Origin of the sequence: Klebsiella sp. GW_Kp182 (assembly GCF_040062275.1) — a bacterium.
Lineage (GTDB): Bacteria > Pseudomonadota > Gammaproteobacteria > Enterobacterales > Enterobacteriaceae > Klebsiella > Klebsiella michiganensis.
Genome location: NZ_JBEAFQ010000074.1, coordinates 17,743 through 37,897, shown reverse-complemented (window position 1 = coordinate 37,897; position 20,155 = coordinate 17,743). Strand labels below are relative to the sequence as shown.

At 59.9% G+C, this 20,155-nt stretch carries 22 protein-coding genes; 2 read left to right on the top strand and 20 right to left on the bottom strand.

The genetic code is table 11. The features are described 5' to 3' along the window. Positions 1 to 10: 10 nt before the first annotated feature. The 8 genes from cysA to ABLU88_RS27290 form a co-directional block, all read right to left on the bottom strand. The gene (cysA, locus tag ABLU88_RS27325) at positions 11 to 1,105 is read right to left on the bottom strand and encodes a sulfate/thiosulfate ABC transporter ATP-binding protein CysA (protein ID WP_004853015.1); all 1,095 of its coding nucleotides are present in this window, start codon (positions 1,103 to 1,105) and stop codon (positions 11 to 13) included. Then, entirely contained in the window at positions 1,095 to 1,970 is an 876-nt protein-coding gene (cysW, locus tag ABLU88_RS27320) for a sulfate/thiosulfate ABC transporter permease CysW (protein ID WP_004853017.1), read from the bottom strand. The genes cysA and cysW overlap by 11 nt, the downstream gene beginning before the upstream one ends. Further along, the gene (gene cysT, locus ABLU88_RS27315) at positions 1,970 to 2,803 is read right to left on the bottom strand and encodes a sulfate/thiosulfate ABC transporter permease CysT (RefSeq protein ID WP_134898413.1); all 834 of its coding nucleotides are present in this window, start codon (positions 2,801 to 2,803) and stop codon (positions 1,970 to 1,972) included. Before cysT ends, cysW begins: the two co-directional genes overlap by 1 nt. Next, a complete protein-coding gene (gene cysP / locus ABLU88_RS27310; RefSeq protein ID WP_014230322.1) occupies positions 2,803 to 3,819 on the bottom strand; it encodes a thiosulfate/sulfate ABC transporter substrate-binding protein CysP in 1,017 nt (338 codons plus the stop codon). The genes cysT and cysP overlap by 1 nt, the downstream gene beginning before the upstream one ends. Positions 3,820 to 4,046: 227 nt before the next feature. Next, positions 4,047 to 4,946, bottom strand: coding sequence for a Dyp-type peroxidase (locus tag ABLU88_RS27305; RefSeq protein ID WP_009654897.1), 900 nt, complete (start codon positions 4,944 to 4,946; stop codon positions 4,047 to 4,049). Between the two features lie 93 nt (positions 4,947 to 5,039). Continuing rightward, a complete protein-coding gene (locus ABLU88_RS27300; protein WP_014230324.1) occupies positions 5,040 to 5,615 on the bottom strand; it encodes an RpoE-regulated lipoprotein in 576 nt (191 codons plus the stop codon). 63 nt (positions 5,616 to 5,678) lie between these two features. Continuing rightward, complete coding sequence (locus ABLU88_RS27295; protein ID WP_004853030.1) at positions 5,679 to 6,128, bottom strand: DUF2919 domain-containing protein; 450 nt, start codon at positions 6,126 to 6,128, stop codon at positions 5,679 to 5,681. Beyond that, complete coding sequence (locus tag ABLU88_RS27290) at positions 6,115 to 6,540, bottom strand: GNAT family acetyltransferase (RefSeq protein ID WP_004853033.1); 426 nt, start codon at positions 6,538 to 6,540, stop codon at positions 6,115 to 6,117. Before ABLU88_RS27290 ends, ABLU88_RS27295 begins: the two co-directional genes overlap by 14 nt. Positions 6,541 to 6,751: 211 nt before the next feature. Between ABLU88_RS27290 and amiA the strand changes: the two genes are divergently transcribed. Then, positions 6,752 to 7,627 (top strand): N-acetylmuramoyl-L-alanine amidase AmiA, encoded by an 876-nt coding sequence (gene amiA, locus ABLU88_RS27285; protein ID WP_004870750.1) that lies wholly within the window; start codon positions 6,752 to 6,754, stop codon positions 7,625 to 7,627. Then, complete coding sequence (hemF, locus tag ABLU88_RS27280; protein ID WP_047723139.1) at positions 7,627 to 8,526, top strand: oxygen-dependent coproporphyrinogen oxidase; 900 nt, start codon at positions 7,627 to 7,629, stop codon at positions 8,524 to 8,526. The genes amiA and hemF overlap by 1 nt, the downstream gene beginning before the upstream one ends. Before the next feature lie 114 nt (positions 8,527 to 8,640). Here hemF and eutR read toward each other — a convergent pair whose 3' ends face one another. The 12 genes from eutR to eutM all read right to left on the bottom strand — a co-directional run bounded on the left by eutR (position 8,641) and on the right by eutM (position 20,152). Then, a complete protein-coding gene (gene eutR, locus ABLU88_RS27275; protein WP_025106630.1) occupies positions 8,641 to 9,693 on the bottom strand; it encodes an HTH-type transcriptional regulator EutR in 1,053 nt (350 codons plus the stop codon). Between the two features lie 48 nt (positions 9,694 to 9,741). Continuing rightward, positions 9,742 to 10,224 carry an ethanolamine utilization microcompartment protein EutK gene (eutK, locus tag ABLU88_RS27270; RefSeq protein ID WP_128334611.1) on the bottom strand — a complete coding sequence of 161 codons (483 nt, stop codon included), beginning with the start codon at positions 10,222 to 10,224 and terminating at the stop codon, positions 9,742 to 9,744. Positions 10,225 to 10,234: 10 nt separating this feature from the next. Next, positions 10,235 to 10,894 carry an ethanolamine utilization microcompartment protein EutL gene (eutL, locus tag ABLU88_RS27265; RefSeq protein WP_348838679.1) on the bottom strand — a complete coding sequence of 220 codons (660 nt, stop codon included), beginning with the start codon at positions 10,892 to 10,894 and terminating at the stop codon, positions 10,235 to 10,237. 9 nt (positions 10,895 to 10,903) lie between these two features. Next, positions 10,904 to 11,797 (bottom strand): ethanolamine ammonia-lyase subunit EutC, encoded by an 894-nt coding sequence (gene eutC / locus ABLU88_RS27260; protein WP_348838704.1) that lies wholly within the window; start codon positions 11,795 to 11,797, stop codon positions 10,904 to 10,906. 20 nt (positions 11,798 to 11,817) lie between these two features. After that, the gene (eutB, locus tag ABLU88_RS27255) at positions 11,818 to 13,179 is read right to left on the bottom strand and encodes an ethanolamine ammonia-lyase subunit alpha (protein ID WP_004104373.1); all 1,362 of its coding nucleotides are present in this window, start codon (positions 13,177 to 13,179) and stop codon (positions 11,818 to 11,820) included. A gap of 11 nt (positions 13,180 to 13,190) precedes the next feature. Next, positions 13,191 to 14,594, bottom strand: a complete 1,404-nt coding sequence (eutA, locus tag ABLU88_RS27250) for an ethanolamine ammonia-lyase reactivating factor EutA (protein WP_154919640.1) — start codon at positions 14,592 to 14,594, stop codon at positions 13,191 to 13,193. Further along, positions 14,591 to 15,823 carry an ethanolamine utilization protein EutH gene (gene eutH, locus ABLU88_RS27245; RefSeq protein ID WP_004853049.1) on the bottom strand — a complete coding sequence of 411 codons (1,233 nt, stop codon included), beginning with the start codon at positions 15,821 to 15,823 and terminating at the stop codon, positions 14,591 to 14,593. The genes eutA and eutH overlap by 4 nt, the downstream gene beginning before the upstream one ends. 194 nt (positions 15,824 to 16,017) lie before the next feature. Beyond that, positions 16,018 to 17,205, bottom strand: a complete 1,188-nt coding sequence (gene eutG / locus ABLU88_RS27240) for an ethanolamine utilization ethanol dehydrogenase EutG (RefSeq protein ID WP_265810443.1) — start codon at positions 17,203 to 17,205, stop codon at positions 16,018 to 16,020. Then, positions 17,195 to 18,034 (bottom strand): ethanolamine utilization protein EutJ, encoded by an 840-nt coding sequence (gene eutJ / locus ABLU88_RS27235; protein ID WP_348838675.1) that lies wholly within the window; start codon positions 18,032 to 18,034, stop codon positions 17,195 to 17,197. The genes eutG and eutJ overlap by 11 nt, the downstream gene beginning before the upstream one ends. Positions 18,035 to 18,044: 10 nt before the next feature. Then, the gene (locus tag ABLU88_RS27230; RefSeq protein WP_025106624.1) at positions 18,045 to 19,448 is read right to left on the bottom strand and encodes an aldehyde dehydrogenase family protein; all 1,404 of its coding nucleotides are present in this window, start codon (positions 19,446 to 19,448) and stop codon (positions 18,045 to 18,047) included. Between the two features lie 11 nt (positions 19,449 to 19,459). After that, entirely contained in the window at positions 19,460 to 19,747 is a 288-nt protein-coding gene (gene eutN, locus ABLU88_RS27225) for an ethanolamine utilization microcompartment protein EutN (RefSeq protein WP_004853058.1), read from the bottom strand. 114 nt (positions 19,748 to 19,861) lie between these two features. After that, on the bottom strand, positions 19,862 to 20,152 hold the full coding sequence (gene eutM, locus ABLU88_RS27220) for an ethanolamine utilization microcompartment protein EutM (protein WP_000387720.1): 291 nt from the start codon (positions 20,150 to 20,152) through the stop codon (positions 19,862 to 19,864). Positions 20,153 to 20,155 lie beyond the last annotated feature (3 nt).

Genomic DNA, 20,155 nt, shown 5'->3' with positions numbered 1-20,155 from the left:
CGATAACCTATCAGGCTGACTCAGCCAGAGCAATATCCTCGCGCGTCTCAATGCGTTCCTTCCCGTGATAAATACGGGCATGCTGCAGACCGACAAACAGGCGCTCTCCCCGGTGCGGCGGGACGTCGTCGCGCATGACCACGGTCAGCGGCTCGGTATACCAGCCCAGCGGTTGTACCACCAATTGCGTGTAGTGACCTTTAGGGCTAGCTTCCAGCACCTGCACCGGCAGCGGTGAATCGAGGCTGGTTCGGCGGCTCACGTCAACTTCCCACGGACGCAGGAACAGATCGACCGGCCCCTGATGCGCGGAGGTATAGCCCAGCGGCCAGCGGTGCGCGCCCACGTGGAATTGTCCGCCGCGAATGGTGCCCTGCAGACGGTTCACCTCGCCCATAAATTCCAGCACAAAGCGGGTCGCCGGTTCGCGCCAGAGCTGCTCCGGCTCGTCAACCTGCTCAATGTTGCCCTGGCTCATCACTACCACGCGGTCGGCAACTTCCATCGCCTCTTCCTGATCGTGGGTGACGAAGACGCTGGTGAACTTCAGCTCTTCATGCAGCTGACGCAGCCAGCGACGCAGCTCTTTACGCACCTGGGCGTCCAGCGCGCCGAAGGGTTCATCCAGCAGCAGTATCTGCGGTTCAACGGCTAACGCACGCGCCAGCGCCACGCGCTGCTTCTGCCCGCCGGAGAGCTGCGCCGGAAAGCGATCCGCCAGATGCGCAAGCTGTACCATCTCCAGCAGTTTGGTCACTTTCGCTTTGATGGCCGCCGCATTCGGGCGCTCGCGGCGCGGCAGTACGGTCAGGCCAAACGCAATATTGTCGAACACGGTCATATGGCGGAACAGCGCGTAATGCTGGAATACAAAGCCCACCTTGCGATCGCGGGCATGCAGACGGCTCACGTCGGTGCCGTGAAAGCGGATGTGCCCGCTGGTCTGATGCTCAAGCCCGGCGATAATACGCAGCAGCGTGGTTTTACCGGAGCCAGACGGCCCGAGCAGCGCCACCATTTGTCCGGAAGGGATATCCAGCGAGATATCATTCAGCACCTGGGTGCGACCAAAAGACTTCTTAATATTGGCAATCTCAATGCTCATGATTTCCCTCCTGATGCTGACGTTTTTCCTGATTTTCTAAACGCCACTGCACCACACTCTTCAAAAACAGGGTCAAAATAGCCATCAGCGTCAGCAACGCGGCGGCAGTAAACGAACCGATGGTGTTGTAGTCCTGCTGCAGCAGCTCAATCTGTAACGGCAGCGACAGGGTTTCACCGCGAATAGAGCCGGAGACGACGGAAACGGCACCAAACTCGCCAATCGCGCGGGCGTTGGTCAGCACCACGCCGTAAAGCAGCGCCCAGCGGATATTCGGCAGCGTCACGCGGCGGAACATCTGCCAGCCTGACGCGCCCAGCAGCACCGCCGCTTCGTCTTCGTTGCTCCCCTGGCTTAACATCACCGGCACCAGCTCGCGCACCACAAACGGGCAGGTCACAAAGACCGTCACCAGCACCATGCCCGGCCAGGCGAACATGATCTGCAGGTTGTGCTCATCCAGCCAGCCGCCCAGCGGCCCGTTGGAGCCGTAAAAGAGCAGATACACCAGGCCCGCTACCACCGGCGACACGGCAAAAGGAATATCCAGCAGGGTCAGCAGCAGCTGACGTCCCGGGAAGTTAAAGCGCGTCACCAGCCACGCCAGCAGCGTGCCGAACACCAGGTTCACCGGCACGGTGATCAATGCAATCAGCACGGTCAGCCAGATGGCGTGCAGCATATCCGGGTTCGCCAGGTTTTCCAGCGCGGGCATCAGCCCCTTGCTGAAGGCCTGAACGAAGATATACACCGTCGGCACGACGAGAATAAACGCGGAAACCAGCACGCCCGCACCGATCAGAAACCATTTACCCCAGTTGATGCGGGGCGCATCGTATCGCTTCAATTGCGTAACTTCCGCCATCAGTGACCTACCACACGTCGACCAAAGCGACTTTGCAGAGTGTTAATCGAGTACAGCAGCAGCAGCGAGGCCGCGAGGATCACCGAAGCAATCGCGCTCGCCGCCGGGTAATCAAACTCCTGCAAACGAATAAAAATCATCAGCGAGGCCACTTCCGTTTTCCACGCAATGTTGCCAGCGATAAAAATCACCGCGCCGAACTCACCGAGGCTGCGGGTAAAGGACAGCGCAACGCCCGCCATCAGCGCCGGGGAGAGCTCCGGCAGCACCACCTTGCGAAAGCTCTGCCAGCGCGTGGCGCCCAGGGTTTCCGCCGCCTCTTCATATTCCGGACCCAACTCTTCCAGCACCGGCTGCACGGTACGCACCACAAACGGGATGCTGGTAAAGGCCATGGCCACCGCGATACCGAGCCAGGTATAGGTGACTTTAATATCAAATTTCGCCAGCCACTCGCCGTACAACCCGTTCACGGAGAAGAGCGAGGCGAGGGTTAAGCCGGCAACGGCCGTCGGCAGCGCAAACGGCAAATCCATCAGCGCATCAAGCAGCGTGCGGCCCGGGAAGCGGTAGCGGGTTAAGATCCACGCCATCAGCAGGCCGAACACGCCGTTAAAAATGGAGGCGACAAACGCCGACAGCAGCGTCACTTTATAGGCCGCCACCACCTGCGGGTTGGTCACCACGTCCCAGTACTGCGCCCAGCTCATCTGGGCAAGCTGCATCACCAGCGCGCTGAGCGGCAACAACAGGATAAGGCAGACGAACAGCAGGCTGGTCCCGAGGCTTAAGGTAAAGCCCGGCAGCACGCGTTTAGTCGATACTGCAAACATTACTTACGCCCCGCCGCCAGCAGTTTGTCCAGCTCACCGCCGCTGGCAAAATGGGTTTTCATCACATCAGGCCAGGAGCCAAATTTATCTTCCACGCGGAACAGTTCGGTCTGCGGGAATTTATCTTTCAGTTTGTTCATCACGTCCGGGTTATTCACGCGGTAGTAGTAATCGGTGATGATGGTCTGCGCCTGCGGGCTGTACAGGTAGTTGAGATAGGCTTTTGCCGCTTTCTCGGTACCGTTGGCCTGGACGTTTTTATCCACCCACGCCACCGGGAACTCGGCCAGGATGTTGGTTTTCGGGATAACCACCTCAAAGCCCTGCGCTTCATACTGTTTGCGGATGTTATTCACTTCCGATTCGAAGCTGATCAGCACATCGCCCAGACCGCGCTCGGCGAAGGTCGTGGTAGCCCCGCGACCGCCGGTATCAAACACTTCGACGTTTTTCAGGAACTGGGTCATGAACTGCTCGGTTTTCGCTTTATCGCCGCCGTCAGCCTTGTCCGCCGCGCCCCACGCCGCTAAATAAGTGTAACGCGCGTTGCCGGAGGTTTTTGGGTTCGGGAAAATCAGCTTCACGTCGGAACGCACTAAGTCATTCCAGTCGTGGATATTCTTCGGGTTGCCTTTACGCACCAGGAAGCCCATGGTGGAGTAAAACGGCGAGCTGTTATTCGGCAGACGGCTTTGCCAGTCGGCGGGGATCAGCTTGCCTTTGTCGTGCAGGATCTGGACATCGGTCACCTGATTGTAGGTCACCACGTCGGCCTTCAGCCCTTGCAGAATCGCCAGCGCCTGTTTTGATGACCCGGCATGAGATTGTTTAATCGTCAGCTTATCGCCGCCGTTATCTTTCGCCCACTGCTGTTCGAACTGCGGGTTAAGGGCGGCAAACAGCTCGCGAGAAACATCGTAGGAACTGTTCAGCAATTCCGTCGCCTGCGCCTGCGCGACCAGCAGCACAGAAGCAGCCAGCGCCAGATATCCTTTTTTTAGTGATTTAACGGCCATTGCGCACCCTTATCAATATGATGATTTTCTGCTGATCATCATATTTATAACGGCTATGAAAGGAGTAACGGTTTTATATACCGTTTGGCGATTTGGAAGTCGAAAAGAGAATAAGGGAATGGCAAAGCTTATCTGAATCACGCATGCAGAACCGGAAAACGTTCGACGCCTGCCGGCCGCGCCGAACGGTCCCCTCTCCCTGCGGGGGAGAGGGTCAGGAGAAGATCTTACAGCGCCAGCAGTCTATCCAGCGAAGGCGCGAAGTAGTATCCGCCGGTCACCGGTTTGGTAAAACGCAGCATCGCGTCGCGCTTACCGTCGGTATCGCCGAACATGCTCAGCAGCTGCTGTTCAATATTGTGCAGACGCGCGCAGTAGGCGCAAAAGTAGAGGCCGTGGGTGCCGCTGGCGGTACCGTACGGCAGGCTCTGACGCACAATCTTCAGCCCTTTACCTTCTTCTTTCAGATCCACGCGGCTCAGGTGAGAGGTATCCGGACGATCGTCGCCGTCAATCTCTTCGTTGGCTTCTTTGGTACGGCCGATCATCATCTCCTGATCGGGAACGCTCATGCGATTAAGCTGCTTGAGGTTGTGCTCCCAGCGCTGCACAAATACGTAGCTGCCGCCCGCATCGACGCCATCCTGAATCACCGCCACTTCACGGCGGGTCTCTTCCCCCGCCGGGTTTTCAGTACCGTCGACAAAGCCGCTCAGATCGCGCTCTTCAATCCAGCGAAAGCCGTGAATCTCTTCTTTGACATCAATCGCTGCGCCAAAAGCGGACAGGGCCGCCTGAGCGACAGAAAAATTCAGCTCATGCTGCGCGGACAGAATGTGGATTAGCACATCATACTGGGTGGCCGGGGCCAGACCTTTGCCATAGGACGGGAAGTCTTTTAGCTCTTCAGCCCCGACGCCACCGCTTAGCTGACGCCAGACGTTATGGCCAAAAGCGACCACCGCCCCCAGCTTCGCTTCCGGGTATTTCGCCTGAAAGGTGGCTAACTTATCGGCAAACACCTTGCTGGCTTCGCGCAGGGCGTCAACATCGCCTTTGACATTTGCTTCAATCCAAATCGCCGCACGGCAATGTTCCGGCAAAATGCCGCTCTGAACCTGAGACATCGCTCCTCCTGAAATAGTACAACCACAACGCTGTGGCTTTTTAAGGCGCTATTGTACCCGCTTTTTCAGGACCTCGAATCACTTCAGATCAAATTAGCGACGCCAGATAATCTTGCTCACCTTCCAGTTTTTCAGCGTGTCGTCGGAGGGCATTAGCTCATCAGGGCCGCTCCAGTTGCCGGTGAAGGCATAGCTAATATGCTGGCTACCCTCGGCCTTGCACTCCACCACGGCACCGTTATCGTTGCTGCCTTTCTGGCAGTTACCAAACGCTTTGCTGTAGATATCGCTGAACGGGGTACCGATTTTCACGCCGCTGGCGGCTTTGATATTGCTATCGCGCACGTCGATGCGGCTAATAGTCCCGCTCTCGCCGTTGATGGTCAGCGCGACCTTGTCATCTTTTAACGCTTCGAAATAGCGCACAATATTGCCGTTAGCCGTTTTCATGCCGCTGCGCAGGCGGTAGCTGCTGCCGAGCGCGTCGCCGATCGCCTGCTCGCTCAGCGCCGTTGACGCCGTCAGGTTGCCTACGCCCTGTTCGCTCACCTCCATAGAGGAACCAAACCAGTTCCACGGATAAGCCGCCGACCAGTTCACCGAGCTCATCGTTGAGCAGCCGGTTAAAGCCAGCGGTAGTGCGCAGAGAAGTAAACGTAGCGATTTCATGACTGAGTGTCCTTTCTGATGTATTCAACGCAAGTTGGAGTGCGCGATCGGCAAAAAGTGCCGTTAAACCTGTTCTTCGCGAAAACAGGCTTTCAGCCGACGGCTGCTTAACAGCCACCAGAGCGCGTAAAGATCCGCCGCCAGCAGGCCGATGGTCACCGCCGAAGGCGACTCGCCGCTCATCCACAACAGCGGTTGCCAGACCAACAGCAAGAGCTGGGAAAGCACCAGCAGCCAGCGCATCATGGGCCAGAGCCGGGGGAAGCGCTGACGATGCCCGCTAATGATAAACGCCAGCACCGCCGGAATGCCGGGGAGCAATCCCAGCCAAAAATTATCGTGGTCCGGATAAAACAGATTCAGCAGCGCGTCGCCCTGCTGGCGTGACGCGCCGGCCATCAGAAATAGCACCCACGTCCGCGCCTGAAGCAGCAGCACGCACCAAAAGAGAAACGGCAAACGCAGGCGGCCGTGGGTATCGAAATCGGCGGGGATAAACTCAGTATTCTTCATCTTCAATTAAGCGCTTGCCGAGGCACAGCACGTCTGAATGCTCATAGCCAAGGCGTTCGTACATCCCCTGCACCACATCATTATCTTCGCGAACCATAATATTTATTTTCGGACAGCCGCGGGCGATCAGCTTTTTCTCCAGCCGATTAAGCAGCGCATTAGCAATACCGCGACCGCGATATTCAGGATGCACGCCAAGATAATAGGCAGACCCGCGATGCCCGTCATAACCGCCCATCACCGTGCCAACCACTTCACCGTTAACTTCGGCGACCAGAAACAGGCTGGCATCGTGGTTCAGCTTACGTTCAATATCCATTTCCGGATCGTTCCATGGGCGAAGGAGATCGCAACGCTCCCACAGGGTGATGACCTCTTCGAAATCTTGCTGGCGAAAAACGCGTATCTCCATGGTATTCCCCACCATTGACGGTTAAAAACAGAGATTATGGCGTGATTGTGCCCGATAGCCAATATCAGGCGCAATGAGCCGCAAAAAATGGCATACTATGACTTTGTCATGTATTGAAATGAAAAGTAAAACAATTCTTATTTTGAATGGTCGTATCAGAAAAGACGATACGATATAACATTGGTTACCACTTGTTTGCAATTCAGGCCGAATGAGCACTTTTAAACCATTAAAAATACTTGCTTCGCGCCGCCAGGTGCTGAAAGCCGGGCTGGCAGCAATCACGCTTTCAGGGATCGCCTCACAGGCCAGCGCGAAAGAACAACAGCCATTGAAAACATCCAATGGGCACAGCAAACCCGCAGCGAAAAAAAAAGGCGCCAAACGCGTCGTGATGCTCGACCCGGGCCATGGAGGTATCGATACCGGCGCTATCGGCCATAACGGTTCAAAAGAGAAGCACGTCGTGCTGGCGATCGCTAAAAACGTGCGCAGCATTCTGCGCAGCAACGGCATCGATGCGCGCCTGACGCGCAGCGGCGATACATTTATTCCGCTCTATGACCGGGTGGAGATCGCCCACCAGCACGGCGCCGATCTTTTTATGTCAATTCACGCCGATGGTTTCACCAACCCGAGCGCGGCCGGCGCCTCCGTTTTCGCCCTTTCCAACCGCGGCGCCAGTAGCGCCATGGCAAAGTATCTCTCGGACCGTGAAAACCGGGCGGATGAAGTGGCCGGCAAGAAAACGACGGATAAAGACCACCTATTGCAGCAAGTGCTGTTCGACCTGGTACAAACTGATACCATCAAAAACAGCCTGACGCTCGGTTCCCATATCCTGAAAAAGATCAAGCCGGTGCACAAGCTGCACAGCCGCAATACCGAGCAGGCGGCGTTTGTGGTGCTGAAATCGCCGTCGATTCCGTCGGTGCTGGTAGAAACCTCGTTTATTACCAATCCGAACGAAGAAAAACTGCTCGGCACCACCGCGTTCCGGCAGAAAATCGCCACGGCGATTGCCAACGGCATCATCAGCTATTTCCACTGGTTCGATAACCAGAAAGCCCACTCGAAGAGACGTTAATGAGACCCGATGCGCACCAGGTAAAAGCTTTCCTTCTCCAGCTCCAGGATGCTATCTGCCAAAAGCTCAGCGCCGTTGACGGCAGCGAATTCATCGAAGATAGCTGGCAGCGGGAAGGCGGCGGCGGCGGACGCAGCCGGGTGCTGCGCGATGGCGGTATCTTTGAGCAGGCTGGCGTTAACTTTTCGCACGTGCACGGCGAGGCGATGCCGGCCTCCGCAACCGCGCACCGCCCTGAGCTGGCGGGCCGCAGCTTTGAAGCGATGGGCGTCTCGCTGGTCGTGCACCCGCGCAGCCCCTATATCCCTACCAGCCACGCCAACGTGCGCTTCTTTATCGCGGAAAAACCGGGCGCCGAGCCGGTATGGTGGTTCGGCGGCGGCTTCGATTTAACCCCCTACTACGGCTTTGAAGAAGATGCCGTTCACTGGCATCGCACCGCCCGCGACCTGTGCCAGCCCTTCGGCGAAGAGGTTTATCCGCGCTATAAAAAGTGGTGCGACGACTACTTCTTCCTCAAGCATCGTAACGAGCAGCGCGGCATCGGCGGCCTGTTTTTTGATGATTTGAATACCCCGAACTTTGACCATTGTTTCGACTTTATGCAGGCGGTGGGCAATGGCTTCACCGATGCGTATCTGCCCATTGTCGAGCGGCGTAAAGAGAGGGTCTGGGGCGAGCGCGAGCGCGATTTTCAGCTCTACCGCCGCGGGCGCTACGTGGAGTTCAACCTGGTGTGGGATCGCGGCACCCTGTTCGGCCTGCAAACCGGCGGCCGCACCGAATCCATTCTGATGTCGATGCCGCCGCTGGTGCGCTGGGAATACGACTACCAGCCGGAAGCGGGCAGCCCGGAAGCGGCGCTGAGCGCGTTTATTCAGGTGCGCGATTGGGTTTAACGTTGCCTGATAGTGCGGTTCGCAGGCCAGATACGGCGCCGTTTTGCCTGATGACGCTACGCTTATCAGGCCTGCGATGACGGCGCGAATCGCCATCCGCTAAATAGATCGTCATCACGCCCACTGCCGCATCCGCTGATGCAGCGTCAGCGACGGTTTCTCGGCGAACAGCTGCTGATAATCGGTAGCGAACTGGCCCAGGTGCCAGAATCCCCACTGCATCGCCGCATCCTTAACCGTCGTGCTCTGCGACCACGGGCTAATCAGCTCCCGGCGCACCGCGTTTAAACGAATGCGCTTCAGCCAGGCGTTCGGCCCGATCCCCAGAATGGCGTGAAAGGCGTTTTGCAGCGTACGGCGGCTGACGTGCAGCTGCTGACATAAATCGAGAACCGTCAGCGGCTCCGACATATTCTCCAGCACGTACTCCCGCGCCCGGGAAAGCAGACGCCGATAGCTCTGGTGGCTAATGCTCTCGGCGGTAATCATCGGCTGCGCCTCCTCCAGCATCGCCCCCATCGCCAGCAGGAGATTATCGCCCAATACCTTACGCACCGCGGGCTGATGAAGGTTCTCCGGATTCTCGCTAAACGTCGCCAGCGCCTGCTGCACAAAGCCCCACAGCGCCGCCTTGTGCTCCTCTTTGACCTCCAGCGCCGACTGGTTACGCAGCATATGCAGCACCCGCTCCGGGTGATGCAGGAAGCTGGCCTGGCGGGAAATGACATCCTCCGAGATCACTACGCCCAGAATGGTGTAATCATCCGGCGTGCTGAGCTCAAACTCGGTGCCGCCGGGTCGGGTGGCGATTTCGGCGCTGCCGAGACACTGTGAGCCAATAAACCCCTGCTCGCCGCGTGTTGCCGGAATACCGAACCAGAAGGAGTTCGGCCACACCAGGCAGGACTGACGCAGCGCCAGGCCGGTATATTCGCGAAAGACCTGAATATCATCGAGCAGGATTTCGGTAAATTCACCGTGGAATTTCCCCGGATGCAGCTGATCGTAAATCTGCTGCCAGGCGGTAATCGTCAGGGCATGTTCATAGACATCGGTGGTCCGCCGCTGATGGACGTTGTCCACCTCGACCATCGGCGTCAGTTTAACGTCTTCGGGTAATGCTTCATGATAAAGATGGTGCAGGTTGGCCGGTTTTTTCTTTTTCATGATCTGATAAACCGGGAGCGCTTTCGCGTTCCCGGCACCTCCGACTGGTTAATTTTTTAAGCGATAGCGACTACTGCGTTTACGCAACGCTCCGGTAGAAAAGAGCTGCTCCAGCGCCTTCCTGGCCCCTTCAAGCGACCAGCCGAAATGGGCGGCCACCTCCCCTGCCGTCATTCCCTGACGCGTCGAAGAGAGCAGCGTCAGCAAGGGTTCTGAGGATTCCACGACCACCGGCGGCTCCGGCGCTTGCGGCAGCCGTTGAAAACCGGCGATCAGCCGCTGGGTATCCTCTTCCGGGCGTCCAATCTCCCGACGGCTGATAACGCGCCCCGTACGCTGCGCCGCAGCGCTGCCGGCATCCAGCGCCGCCCGGCACGCCGCCAGGTCGCCTTCCACCACCAGCGTCAGCCTGCCGGGGTCAAGAACCTCATGGCTGAGCAGCCGCACGTTGGCCGCCTTCAGCATCGCATCCGCCGCGTCAACGGCGGCCACCATGCCGTCCACTTCCAGTAATCCCAGGGCGTTGATCATCGCTTCCCCCTTACGCGCGCTGGATTGGATGACGGGCAATATCCAGAACGGCATCGGTAAAGGCGTTACAGGCAGCTTTACAGGCGGCCTGGCTTCCCGTCAAAAAGGCGGCGGAATAGTTGGTTTCCGACGGCGGCGGCACGTAGGTCACCAGCTGCACGTCGGCCGATTTCATTGCCGCATCGATACCGAAGGTCGCCTCCAGCGGCGGCGCCACCAGATAAGCGATCGGATCGCCCAGCGCAATGCCGGAGGTAGACGAGAGATAAGAGCCGGTACGCGACACCACGTGCGCCAGAAACGCCGTATCTTCGGTATCGTTGGCCCACTGGAACGCGGCCCCAGTTTCGATATGCGCCACCATCGCATCCAGACCGGCGCGCACTTCCGCCGGGTTCGGGCCGCCCAGCATAATCAGCACTTCACCTGCGGTTGGCGAAGGGCCGTGGGCCGCGCCGGCGTAAAGAGAACGACCGTAGACCACTTCCACCATCGCCTGTTTTGTCGCTTCGTCAGCGGCAATATAAGTCACATCATCCGAATCCGCCGTGATGAGTCCGAGGCTACGTATATGCGGCCGTAATTTAAGCTCGCGGGCAAAGCCGTCATTCACTGAGGCAATCACGCGCATGGCCGTCACCGAAGGGCGAATTAAATCTAATGCAGGCATGATGCCTCCTTACCGAGTCATGTTGATGCCGGAAGCCTTCTGCTCCAGCATGCGTTTGGCCAAATCGACAATCACCGCCGCGGCTTCTACCGGGGGCGTGCCGCCCTGGTGAATATTGGAAATACAGGTCCTGTCCGCTTCGACGGTGGTCGCCACGCGCGGCGAATACACGGCGTAACAGGAGAGGCTTTCCGACTGCCCCAGCCCCGGACGTTCACCTACCAGCAGGATGACCACCTTCGCGCCGAGAATTTCGCCAATCTGATCTTCAATTTTGACCCGCCCGTAGCGGACGAAGAACGGCGTACCGACCTTCAGTCCGGCCTGCTTCAGGCCCGACAGCAGCGGCGGCAGGATCTCTTCATAGTTGACGGTAATCGCGTCGGTAGAGAGGCCATCGGATACCACCACCTGAACGTCAGGATTCGCCACGCACTGCGCCTTCAGCGCGTCAATCGCCTCCGGACTCAGCCGACGGCCCATATCCGGGCGCGTCAGGTAGAGGTTTTTGTCGCTAATTTCGGAGCGCACCTCCAGCAATCCCTGGGTTTTCACCCACTCCTCCGGTACCTCTTTCAGCACCGTATCCTTGGATCGCGAGTGGTCGGCGAGGAAGCGCAGCAGCGCGAGGGTGCGCGGACGCGGACCGGCGCGGCCGGTACACACGCGCGCTGCGGTGCTGCGCTTCAGTTCGGCCAGCACTTCCGCACGATGCGGCTGCTGCACGCCAATCCAGCCTTTCGCCTCTGGCGAACCTAAATCCAGCGCGCAGCTCTCCGCCGCGACCTCGCACCGGCTGGCGCATTTCGTCACCGTCGCCTCAGGCGCTGCTGCTGCCGTCTGCGTTTGTCCCATTGACGCCATCACGCTACGTACAATTTCTTCAATCTGCTTTTGATCCATCATGTGTCATCCCCGCGTCATCAAAAGAACAGTGACGGATCGCCCGCCCGTTGGGTCAGACGACCGTTTGCCATAATGCCCATGGTTTCCAGCCAGCGTTCGAACTCCGGCGACGGCCGTAGATTCAGCAGCTGACGGACGGTAGCGGTATCGTGAAACGCGGTGGTCTGATAGTTGAGCATGATGTCGTCGCCGAGCGGCATGCCCATGATGTAGTTGCAGCCGGCGGTGGCGAGCAGAATCATCAGGTTTTCATTGAGGTTCTGGTCGGCGTCGGCATGGTTGGTGTAGCAGCAGTCGCAGCCCATCGAGATGCCGCTCAGCTTGCCCATAAAGTGATCTTCGAGACCGGCGCGAATAATCTGCCGATCGTTATAGAGGTACTCCGGCCCGATAAAGCCCACCACGGTATTGACGAGGAACGGATCGTAGTGCCGCGCCAGGCCATAGTTGCGCGCCTCCATCGTCACCTGGTCGGCGCCGAAGTTCGCGCCGGCCGACAGCGCCGAGCCCTGCCCGGTTTCAAAGTACAGGCAGTTCTCCCCGGCGATACGGTTAAACTCGGCGCCGACCGCCCGAGCTTCATCGAGCATCGCCAGCTCCACGCCGAACTCTTTTAGCCCCTTTTCGCTGCCGCAGATGCTCTGGAAAATAAGCCCCCCCGGCGCGCCGCGACGGATCGCTTCAATCTGGGTGGTGACGTGCGCCAGCACGCAGCCCTGGGTCGGGATATTAAACTTGTCGATAACGCCGTAGACGGTATCGAGGACGCGGGTCAGGTTCTCCACGTCATCGGTTACCGGGTTAACGCCGATCACCGCATCGCCCGCGCCGAACGAGAGCCCCTCGTAGATTTGCGCGGCAATGCTCTGCACGTCATCGCGGGTATCGTTCGGCTGCAGGCGGCAGCTAAAGGTGCCCGGCAGGCCGATGGTGGTGTTGGCTTTTTTAATCACCGGCATTTTCTTCGCGCCGTAGATCAGGTCGGCGTTGGAGCAGACCTTCGCCACCGCCGCCACCACTTCTGAGGTCAGCCCTTTGCGCACAAACGCGATATCATCGCTGGTGACCTCATCGTTAAGCACGTATTCGCGCAGGTCGCTGATGGTCCAGTTTTTAATCCGCTGATAGGCGGTTTCGTTGACGTCATCCTGAATCAGGCGCGTCACGCAGTCCTCTTCATAAGGAATCACCGGATTGTTACGAATATCGGCGACCGTCATATCGGAGAGCACCTGCTTCGCCGCCACGCGCTGCTGCGAACTTTCCGCCGCTACCCCCGCCAGCACATCCCCCGAACGCAGTTCGTTGGCTTTAGCCAGCACCTCTTTTACATCCTTAAACTGATAAACATTGCCGAACAATGTGGTCTTTAGTTTCATAAGTCGTTCCCTCAGGAAGGAAATGCGAGTGATTTCACCGTCACCGGCACAACCGATCCGCCAAAAAGAGGCGTACCAATGTCGATATAGTCCCCCGCCCGTACGCTCACCTCATCGATGACCGCCAGCGGGAGTTGTTGCAACTGCGGGCGCAGCAGCATGCCCAGCGCTTTGCCAAAGTCCTGCTCGGCCACCACCAGCAGGGGATGCGGGTTGGGAAAGCGCGCGACAAAAGCCAGCAGCGCGTCAATCACCACCAGCAGGGCGGCGTAGCGCACCGGCAACGAAGCAGGAAGCGCCAGCACGTAAGCATCCGATCCCGGATCCAGATCGAGCTGCATCAGCGCCTGCTGCCAGGCGCTCAGCAGATCGGCTTCATCAAGCGGGATCGCCACCGGCAGATTGCGCAGCGGGAGCTGAACCCCCTCCAGCCAGATGGTGCTGCCGGAAAGCGAGAGCGTGTGCGCGCCGGCGCCAATCACCGTGGCGCGTACGGTTTGCGCCGGGAACTGCACGTTCATCTCCCGCAGCCGCGGATGCTCATGCAGCGCCGTGGCCAACAGTGGCCCAATATCAGAAAAACAGAACGGATCCGCGGGCTGGTTGCGGTAGCACTCGCCCACTCCGCCGGAAAGGGTTATCACCTCGGGTACCGCGCCTGCGGGCAGCAGGCCGGTTTGCATCAGCCGTTGCGCCAGCGGAGAGAGCGTGCCGTCGATAACTTCGACGATCAGCTCCGCCATCCGCCGCGCTACCTGCGCTAACTGCGAAGCACTCAACGCGCGCACATCGGCGCCTGCGCCAAAAACCTCATCGACGATCATTTGTCCCGGCTGATGGGCATAAACCACCCGCCCCTGGCCGTCGGTCTCCAGCAGGCGCCCGCCGACGTTCAGGCAGGCGGTGGCGCTGATTTTTCCCGCTTCAAACAGCGCGTAGTTTGAAGTACCACCGCCGATATCAATGTTCAGCACCCGGCACATCCGCTGTTCAGAAAGGGTTTGCGCCCCGGCGCCGTGACCGGCAATCACCGATTCCAGATGCGGCCCGGCGCTGGCCACCACAAAGTCGCCGAGCGACTGCGAGAGCGCCATCACCGCCGCCCTTGCGTTGCGGGTTTTCGCGCTTTCGCCGGTGATAATGATCGCCCCAGAGTCCACCGATTCGGGGGCAACCCCGGCGGCCTGGTACTGCGCCAGAATCAGCGCCTTGAGTTCGGCCTCCTTCAGACCGCCCTGTTTATCAACCGGGGTAAAGAAGACCGGGCTTTGCCAGCTAATTTCGCGTTTGATGAATTCGTAGCGCGGCACCTGCGACACCGCCGCACGGTTAACCAGCTCAAGGCGGGAGAAGATCACCTGAGTGGTGGTGGTGCCGATATCGATACCGACGCTCAGCAGCTGGCGAGTTTTCACGATTGCGCCTCCGCTTCGGTTTTCGCCGCCGCCGGTGCGTTTTCATCTTTCGGCACCAGCAGCATCGCTACGCCAATGGCGGTGACGCCGCCGATCAGCTTGCCGACGATCATCGGGAAGATCATGGCGTTCATGTTGGCGGCGGCGAAGCCTAAGTGATCCCCCAGCGCGAAAGCGGCGGAGACGGAGAACGCGCAGTTGATGACTTTGCCGCGGGTATCCATCTGCTTCATCATGCCGAACATCGGGATGTTGTTGGCCAGCGTCGCCACCATACCGCCGGCAGCCATATTGTTGATTTTCAGCAGATTACCGACGCGCATCAGCGGCTTTTCAAACCAGCGGGTCAGCAGCAGCACCATTGGATAAGCGCCGAGCAGCACGCAGGAGATCGAGCCAATGACTTCAATGGCGCGCATCACCTCGCCGGGCTGGTCGCCGGGAGCCATAAAGATCGGGTCGAGCCCCGGGATCAGATCCCAGCCGAGCAGGAACTTGATGACCGCCGCGGCCAGGCCGATGGTGATCAGCGCCACCAGAAATTTGGCGAAGATCTGGAAGCCGTTGATCATTTTTTCCGGAATAAACTTCAGCCCCAGCGCCACCAGCACCGCGACGATAAGCACCGGGATCATATTCATCAGGATCAGCGCGAAGGTGAACTCCACCGGCTGTCCGTTAATCTCCACGCCGGAGTACATGGCCACCAGGCCGCCGGCGATGCAGCCGATTGGAATCGTGACGATCCCGGCCAGCACGCCCAGCGCCAGGTAGCGGCGGTCGGAGGGCTCGATGATGCCGAGCGCGACCGGAATGGAGAACACCAGCGTCGGCCCCATCATCGCCCCGAGGATCAGGCCGGAATAGAGCCACGCCGCCACGTCGCCGCCCGCCAGCTCTTTAGCGAGGAAGAAGCCGCCCATATCGCAGGCCAGCAGCGTTCCGGCGAACATCGACGGGTTGGCGCCGAGCATTTCATACAGCGGAATTATCACCGGCCCGAGCAGGTGCGCCAGTACCGGCGCCAGCGCGGTCATCCCGACCATCGCCAGGCCCAGCGCGCCCATCGCCATAAACCCCTCTTCGAACTGGCCGCCGGATCCTTCGATGCTTTTGCCAAACTTGCCGAGAAAGCGCGCCGAGCCGCCAAACTGCGACAGGATCCTGTCCACGGCGGCAATCAGCATAAAGAACATCATGATGTACATGATGATTTCGTTAATTCCCATAGCCTTTACTCCCTGTCATTTATGATTTGTAGATACTGTGAACGCCGGGGCATTAACCGCGCTCCGGGGGCTTTCCCGGGTCGCGGCGTGAACGCCTTACCCGGGCTACGGAATAGCAGACGGCTGCGATCCTGTAGCCCGGCTAAGCGCAGCGCGAGCCGGGACAGCCACACGCCTCCGGGAAAATGGCCGCATCAGCGCGCCGCCGCGTACAGATCGATAATCTGCTCCCGGGTGGCGGTGCGTGGATTGGTGCGCAGACAAATGTCCTCCTGCGCCACCTGCGCCCATGCGCTGAAATGTTCGGGCTTCGCCCCGGCGTCAGAGAGTCGTTTGCTCAGGCCGACTTCGGCGATCAGCGCCTCAACGGCGGCGATAGCCTCGTGGTCGTCGGTTTTTTTAGCGGTCAGCGCCCGGCCGATCTGGCTGAAACGCTCGCGGCATACCATGCGGTTAAACCGCATTACCGTCGGCAGCAGCATGGCGTTGGCCTGCCCGTGTGGAATATGCAGCGCCGCGCCGGGCTGATGCGCCATCGCATGACACAAACCCAGACCCGCGCTGGAAAAGGCCATTCCCGCCATACACGAAGCCAGCAGCATGCTTTCGCGGGCGGCGAGGTCGTGGCCGTAGCCCACGGCCTTCGGCAGCGCCTGGCCGATCATCGCTATCGCGCCAAGCGCCAGGCTATCGGTGAAGGGCGTCGCGTTGAGCGCGCTGTACGCCTCAACGGCGTGGGTCAGCGCGTCAATCCCGGTCATCGCCGTCACCGGCGGCGGAACGCCTTCGGTCAGGGCGGCGTCGAGAATCGCCACGTCCGGCATGAGCGAGGCGTGGGCCAGCACCTGCTTGCGCCCGCTGACCGCATCGATAATCACCGTCACGTTGGTGGTTTCCGAGCCGGTTCCGGCGGTGGTCGGCACCGCAATGAGCGGCAGACGCGGGCGCAGTACGCTGCTTTCCGTCATCGCGCTGAGCGTCTGCTCAGGGTTAGTGACCAGAAGCGCGACCGCTTTCGCCGCGTCAAGCACCGAACCGCCGCCAAAGGCCACCACGCCGTCGCACTTCGATTCGCGCAGCTGCGCCACCGCCGCGCAGACGTCGGTAATGCACGGCTCTCCCGGCGGACAGGGCCAGACGGTCATCGCCACCCCCTTCATCGCCAGGCTGCGCGCAAGCCCGGCGGTCATTCCCGCCTGATGCAGGAAACTGTCGACCATCACCAGCAGATGGCTTACGCCTCGCGCTTGCGCTTCCTGACCGCAGGCGCTCAGCGCGCCGAGGCCGCACAGCGTCACCGGCGGCACGCTGAAGGTTTTCACCCGCTGCAGATTCAGGGTATCGAATGCCTGAAAGAGCGCCGTCTGCAGTTCAGCTTGCATAGATTCCCTCCGCTTTCTCTCTCCCGCTGCTGGCTATCGCCAGCGGGGTCATAAACAGGCTGTGCTGCGGTAAATGCACCCGTAATTCCGGGAAGCGCTTGCGAAACAGCGCGTCCACGCCCGGCTGCATACAGGAGCCGCCCGCCAGCCATAAATCAGCAATGCCCTGGCCTTCGATATGGTGAGCAACAATCTCGGCCATCTTTTCGTATACCGGCTTCACCACCGGCCAGATCTCCTGGACGTTGCTGCGCTTGTACTGCTCCGCCTCTTCCAGCGGCATGCGGCGGTTACCGGCAAGGGTCAGGGAGATATGGTGACCGCCGGTCGCTTCATCGGCGGAGTACGTCACCTCGCCCCTTTTGACGATAGCGATCCCGGTGGTGCCGCCGCCGATATCCACCACGCCCGCGTTGTCGAGCTGTAGCAGATCCGCCACCGCGGTCGGTTCATCCAGCACGTGGCTAACTTCCAGCCCGGCAGATTCGAGTACGTTGATCGAAATACGCGGGTCGGTGCCCGGCGGAAACGAGGTCGCCGCGTGGCTGAAGCGACAGCCAAGCTGCTGTTCGAGCGTATCGAGATGGCGGTGCACGATGGTGACGGCGCCGAAGAAATCCCAGACGATGCCGTCACGCACTACGTCAGCCCAGTCCAGACACACCGCCACCGGCTGCCCTTCGCTGTCGACAACCATCGACACCACGTCGCAGGTGCCTAAATCCACGCCCAGCCACAGCGGTGATTCACTGGCGGCAGGCGTCTGATTACACAGGGCGGCCGCTTTTTGCAGTCTGGGGGTGAGCCAACGTTGTTCGTCGTGTGCCATGAGTCATCCCTTATACAATTCGGAAGGCATCCACCAGCACGCAGCGCCGCAGGCGAACGAAGGTGCGCGCACTGGTCACCCCCTCCCCGGTTGGCGTGGTGATGGTCATGGTGGTCCAGCCCTCTCCGCCCAGCCCGAGCCCGGCGATGCACGGCCCGTTTTTAACGAAAATGCTGGTATCAATGGCGTTCGCCATCTGATTCATGTTGTCGATATTGCGCGAGTGCATCGCCGCCGTGTGGTGGCAGCCGCCCTCCAGCTGCACCGCCAGCGCGATAGCGTCATCGACGCTGGCCACCCGTACGACAGGGAGCACCGGCATCATCAGTTCCGTCACGGCAAATGGATGGCTGGCCGGGGTTTCCACGAACAGCAGGCGCGTCTGCGGCGGCACGTTCAGGCCGATGGCGGCGGCAATCTTGCTCGCGTCACGTCCCACCCAGTCACGGCTGACCGTACCTTTGCCGCGCTCATCGATATTCTTCAGCAGCACCGGCTGAAGCTGCTCGGCCTGGGCCGCGCTGAGCTTCACCGCCTGCTGGCCTTCCATCAGGCGCATCAGCTCGTCGGCGACGCTATCGACCACAATCAGCACCTTTTCGTCGGCGCAGATGATGTTGTTATCAAACGAGGCGCCTTTGACGATGGACTGTGCGGCGCGCGCCAGGTCGGCCGTTTCGTCGACCACTACCGGCGGGTTACCGGCGCCGGCGGCAATCAGACGTTTATTGGTATGCTTGCGCGCGGACTCCACCACCGCTTCACCGCCGGTGACCACCAGCAGGCCAATACCGGGGTACTTAAACAGCCGCTGGGCCGTTTCGATGTCCGGGTTCGCCACGGTGACCAGCAGATTGGCCGGACCGCCCGCGGCAATCACCGCCTGGTTGAGCAGCATAATCGCCCGCTGGGAAACCCTTTTCGCCGCCGGATGCGGGGCGAACACCACGCTATTGCCCGCGGCAATCAGGCTGATGGCGTTATTAATTACCGTCGCCGCCGGGTTGGTGGAGGGGGTGACCGAGGCCACCACGCCCCAGGGCGCGTTTTCAATCAGCGTCAGGCCGTTATCGCCGGTGAGCACCTGCGGAGAGAGGCACTCCACGCCCGGCGTGCCGCGCGCCTGGGCCACGTTTTTGGCAAATTTATCTTCAACGCGACCCATGCCGGTTTCGCTGACGGCAAGCTCCGCTAATTCTCTGGCGTGTTTTTCGCCCGCCTCACGGATGGCGTGAATCGCCAGCTGACGCATCGCCACGCTTTTCAGCCCCTGCTGGGCCACCTTTGCCGCCGCGACGGCGTCATCCAGGGAGGCAAAGACGCCCATCTCATGAACGGCGTCGTCCGGCTGGCTGCTGGCCGTCATTTTCAGCAGTACCGCTTTCACCACCTGTTCAATATCCTGTTGATTCATGATGTTCAGTCCTATTTATGGAAAATCACCTGACCGCCGGCCACCGCTTCATCGACGATACCGATGACGCACAAATCCACAGGAGACGCCTCGCTGCGGTGTGCCTGTCGCGCCGAGCTTCCGCTCACCAGCAGCACCCATTCGCCGGGCCCCGCGCCGATGCTGTCGATGGCGACGGCGCACTGCCCGTCGGGCTTGCCCGCGGCATCAATCATCTCCACCATTAGCAGCTTGTCGTGCGCCAGCCCCTGATGGCGGACGGTGCAGACAATCTGTCCCGTGACGACTGCCAGTTTCATACCGCCTCCCTGAATTGCGTGGTAAGTCGTGGGCCGGATAAGCGCAGCGCCATCAGGCAATGGCGCGCGTTAATGCCGGAGGGCAACGCTGGCGCGTCTTATCCGGCCCGACCATCAGATGTTGCTGTCGCCTTTAAAACTGATGGGGAACACCTCCTCCAGATCGCCGTGCGGACGCGGAATCACGTGCACCGATACCAGCTCGCCGATGCGCTGCGCCGCAGCGGCGCCGGCATCGGTAGCGGCTTTGCAGGCCGCCACGTCGCCGCGCACCATCGCGGTCACCAGACCGCCGCCAATCTGCTTCACGCCAACCAGCTTCACGCGCGCGGCTTTCACCATCGCATCAGAGGCCTCAATCAGCGCAACCAGGCCCCGGGTTTCAATCATTCCTAATGCTTCCATTGT

Bases quoted from the DNA above. Each gene is read 5' to 3' on its own strand.
- cysP (WP_014230322.1), bottom strand. From the start codon at position 3,819: ATGGCCGTTAAATCACTAAAAAAAGGATATCTGGCGCTGGCTGCTTCT.
- eutK (WP_128334611.1), bottom strand. From the start codon at position 10,224: ATGATCAACGCCCTGGGATTACTGGAAGTGGACGGCATGGTGGCCGCC.
- cysW (WP_004853017.1), bottom strand. From the start codon at position 1,970: ATGGCGGAAGTTACGCAATTGAAGCGATACGATGCGCCCCGCATCAAC.
- ABLU88_RS27300 (WP_014230324.1), bottom strand. From the start codon at position 5,615: ATGAAATCGCTACGTTTACTTCTCTGCGCACTACCGCTGGCTTTAACC.
- eutM (WP_000387720.1), bottom strand. From the start codon at position 20,152: ATGGAAGCATTAGGAATGATTGAAACCCGGGGCCTGGTTGCGCTGATT.
- eutL (WP_348838679.1), bottom strand. From the start codon at position 10,894: ATGCCTGCATTAGATTTAATTCGCCCTTCGGTGACGGCCATGCGCGTG.
- eutR (WP_025106630.1), bottom strand. From the start codon at position 9,693: ATGAAAAAGAAAAAACCGGCCAACCTGCACCATCTTTATCATGAAGCA.
- cysA (WP_004853015.1), bottom strand. From the start codon at position 1,105: ATGAGCATTGAGATTGCCAATATTAAGAAGTCTTTTGGTCGCACCCAG.
- ABLU88_RS27230 (WP_025106624.1), bottom strand. From the start codon at position 19,448: ATGAATCAACAGGATATTGAACAGGTGGTGAAAGCGGTACTGCTGAAA.
- hemF (WP_047723139.1), top strand. From the start codon at position 7,627: ATGAGACCCGATGCGCACCAGGTAAAAGCTTTCCTTCTCCAGCTCCAG.
- eutN (WP_004853058.1), bottom strand. From the start codon at position 19,747: ATGAAACTGGCAGTCGTCACGGGACAGATTGTCTGCACCGTCCGCCAT.
- eutG (WP_265810443.1), bottom strand. From the start codon at position 17,205: ATGCAAGCTGAACTGCAGACGGCGCTCTTTCAGGCATTCGATACCCTG.
- eutH (WP_004853049.1), bottom strand. From the start codon at position 15,823: ATGGGAATTAACGAAATCATCATGTACATCATGATGTTCTTTATGCTG.
- ABLU88_RS27295 (WP_004853030.1), bottom strand. From the start codon at position 6,128: ATGAAGAATACTGAGTTTATCCCCGCCGATTTCGATACCCACGGCCGC.
- eutJ (WP_348838675.1), bottom strand. From the start codon at position 18,034: ATGGCACACGACGAACAACGTTGGCTCACCCCCAGACTGCAAAAAGCG.
- cysT (WP_134898413.1), bottom strand. From the start codon at position 2,803: ATGTTTGCAGTATCGACTAAACGCGTGCTGCCGGGCTTTACCTTAAGC.
- ABLU88_RS27305 (WP_009654897.1), bottom strand. From the start codon at position 4,946: ATGTCTCAGGTTCAGAGCGGCATTTTGCCGGAACATTGCCGTGCGGCG.
- eutB (WP_004104373.1), bottom strand. From the start codon at position 13,179: ATGAAACTAAAGACCACATTGTTCGGCAATGTTTATCAGTTTAAGGAT.
- eutC (WP_348838704.1), bottom strand. From the start codon at position 11,797: ATGGATCAAAAGCAGATTGAAGAAATTGTACGTAGCGTGATGGCGTCA.
- ABLU88_RS27290 (WP_004853033.1), bottom strand. From the start codon at position 6,540: ATGGAGATACGCGTTTTTCGCCAGCAAGATTTCGAAGAGGTCATCACC.
- amiA (WP_004870750.1), top strand. From the start codon at position 6,752: ATGAGCACTTTTAAACCATTAAAAATACTTGCTTCGCGCCGCCAGGTG.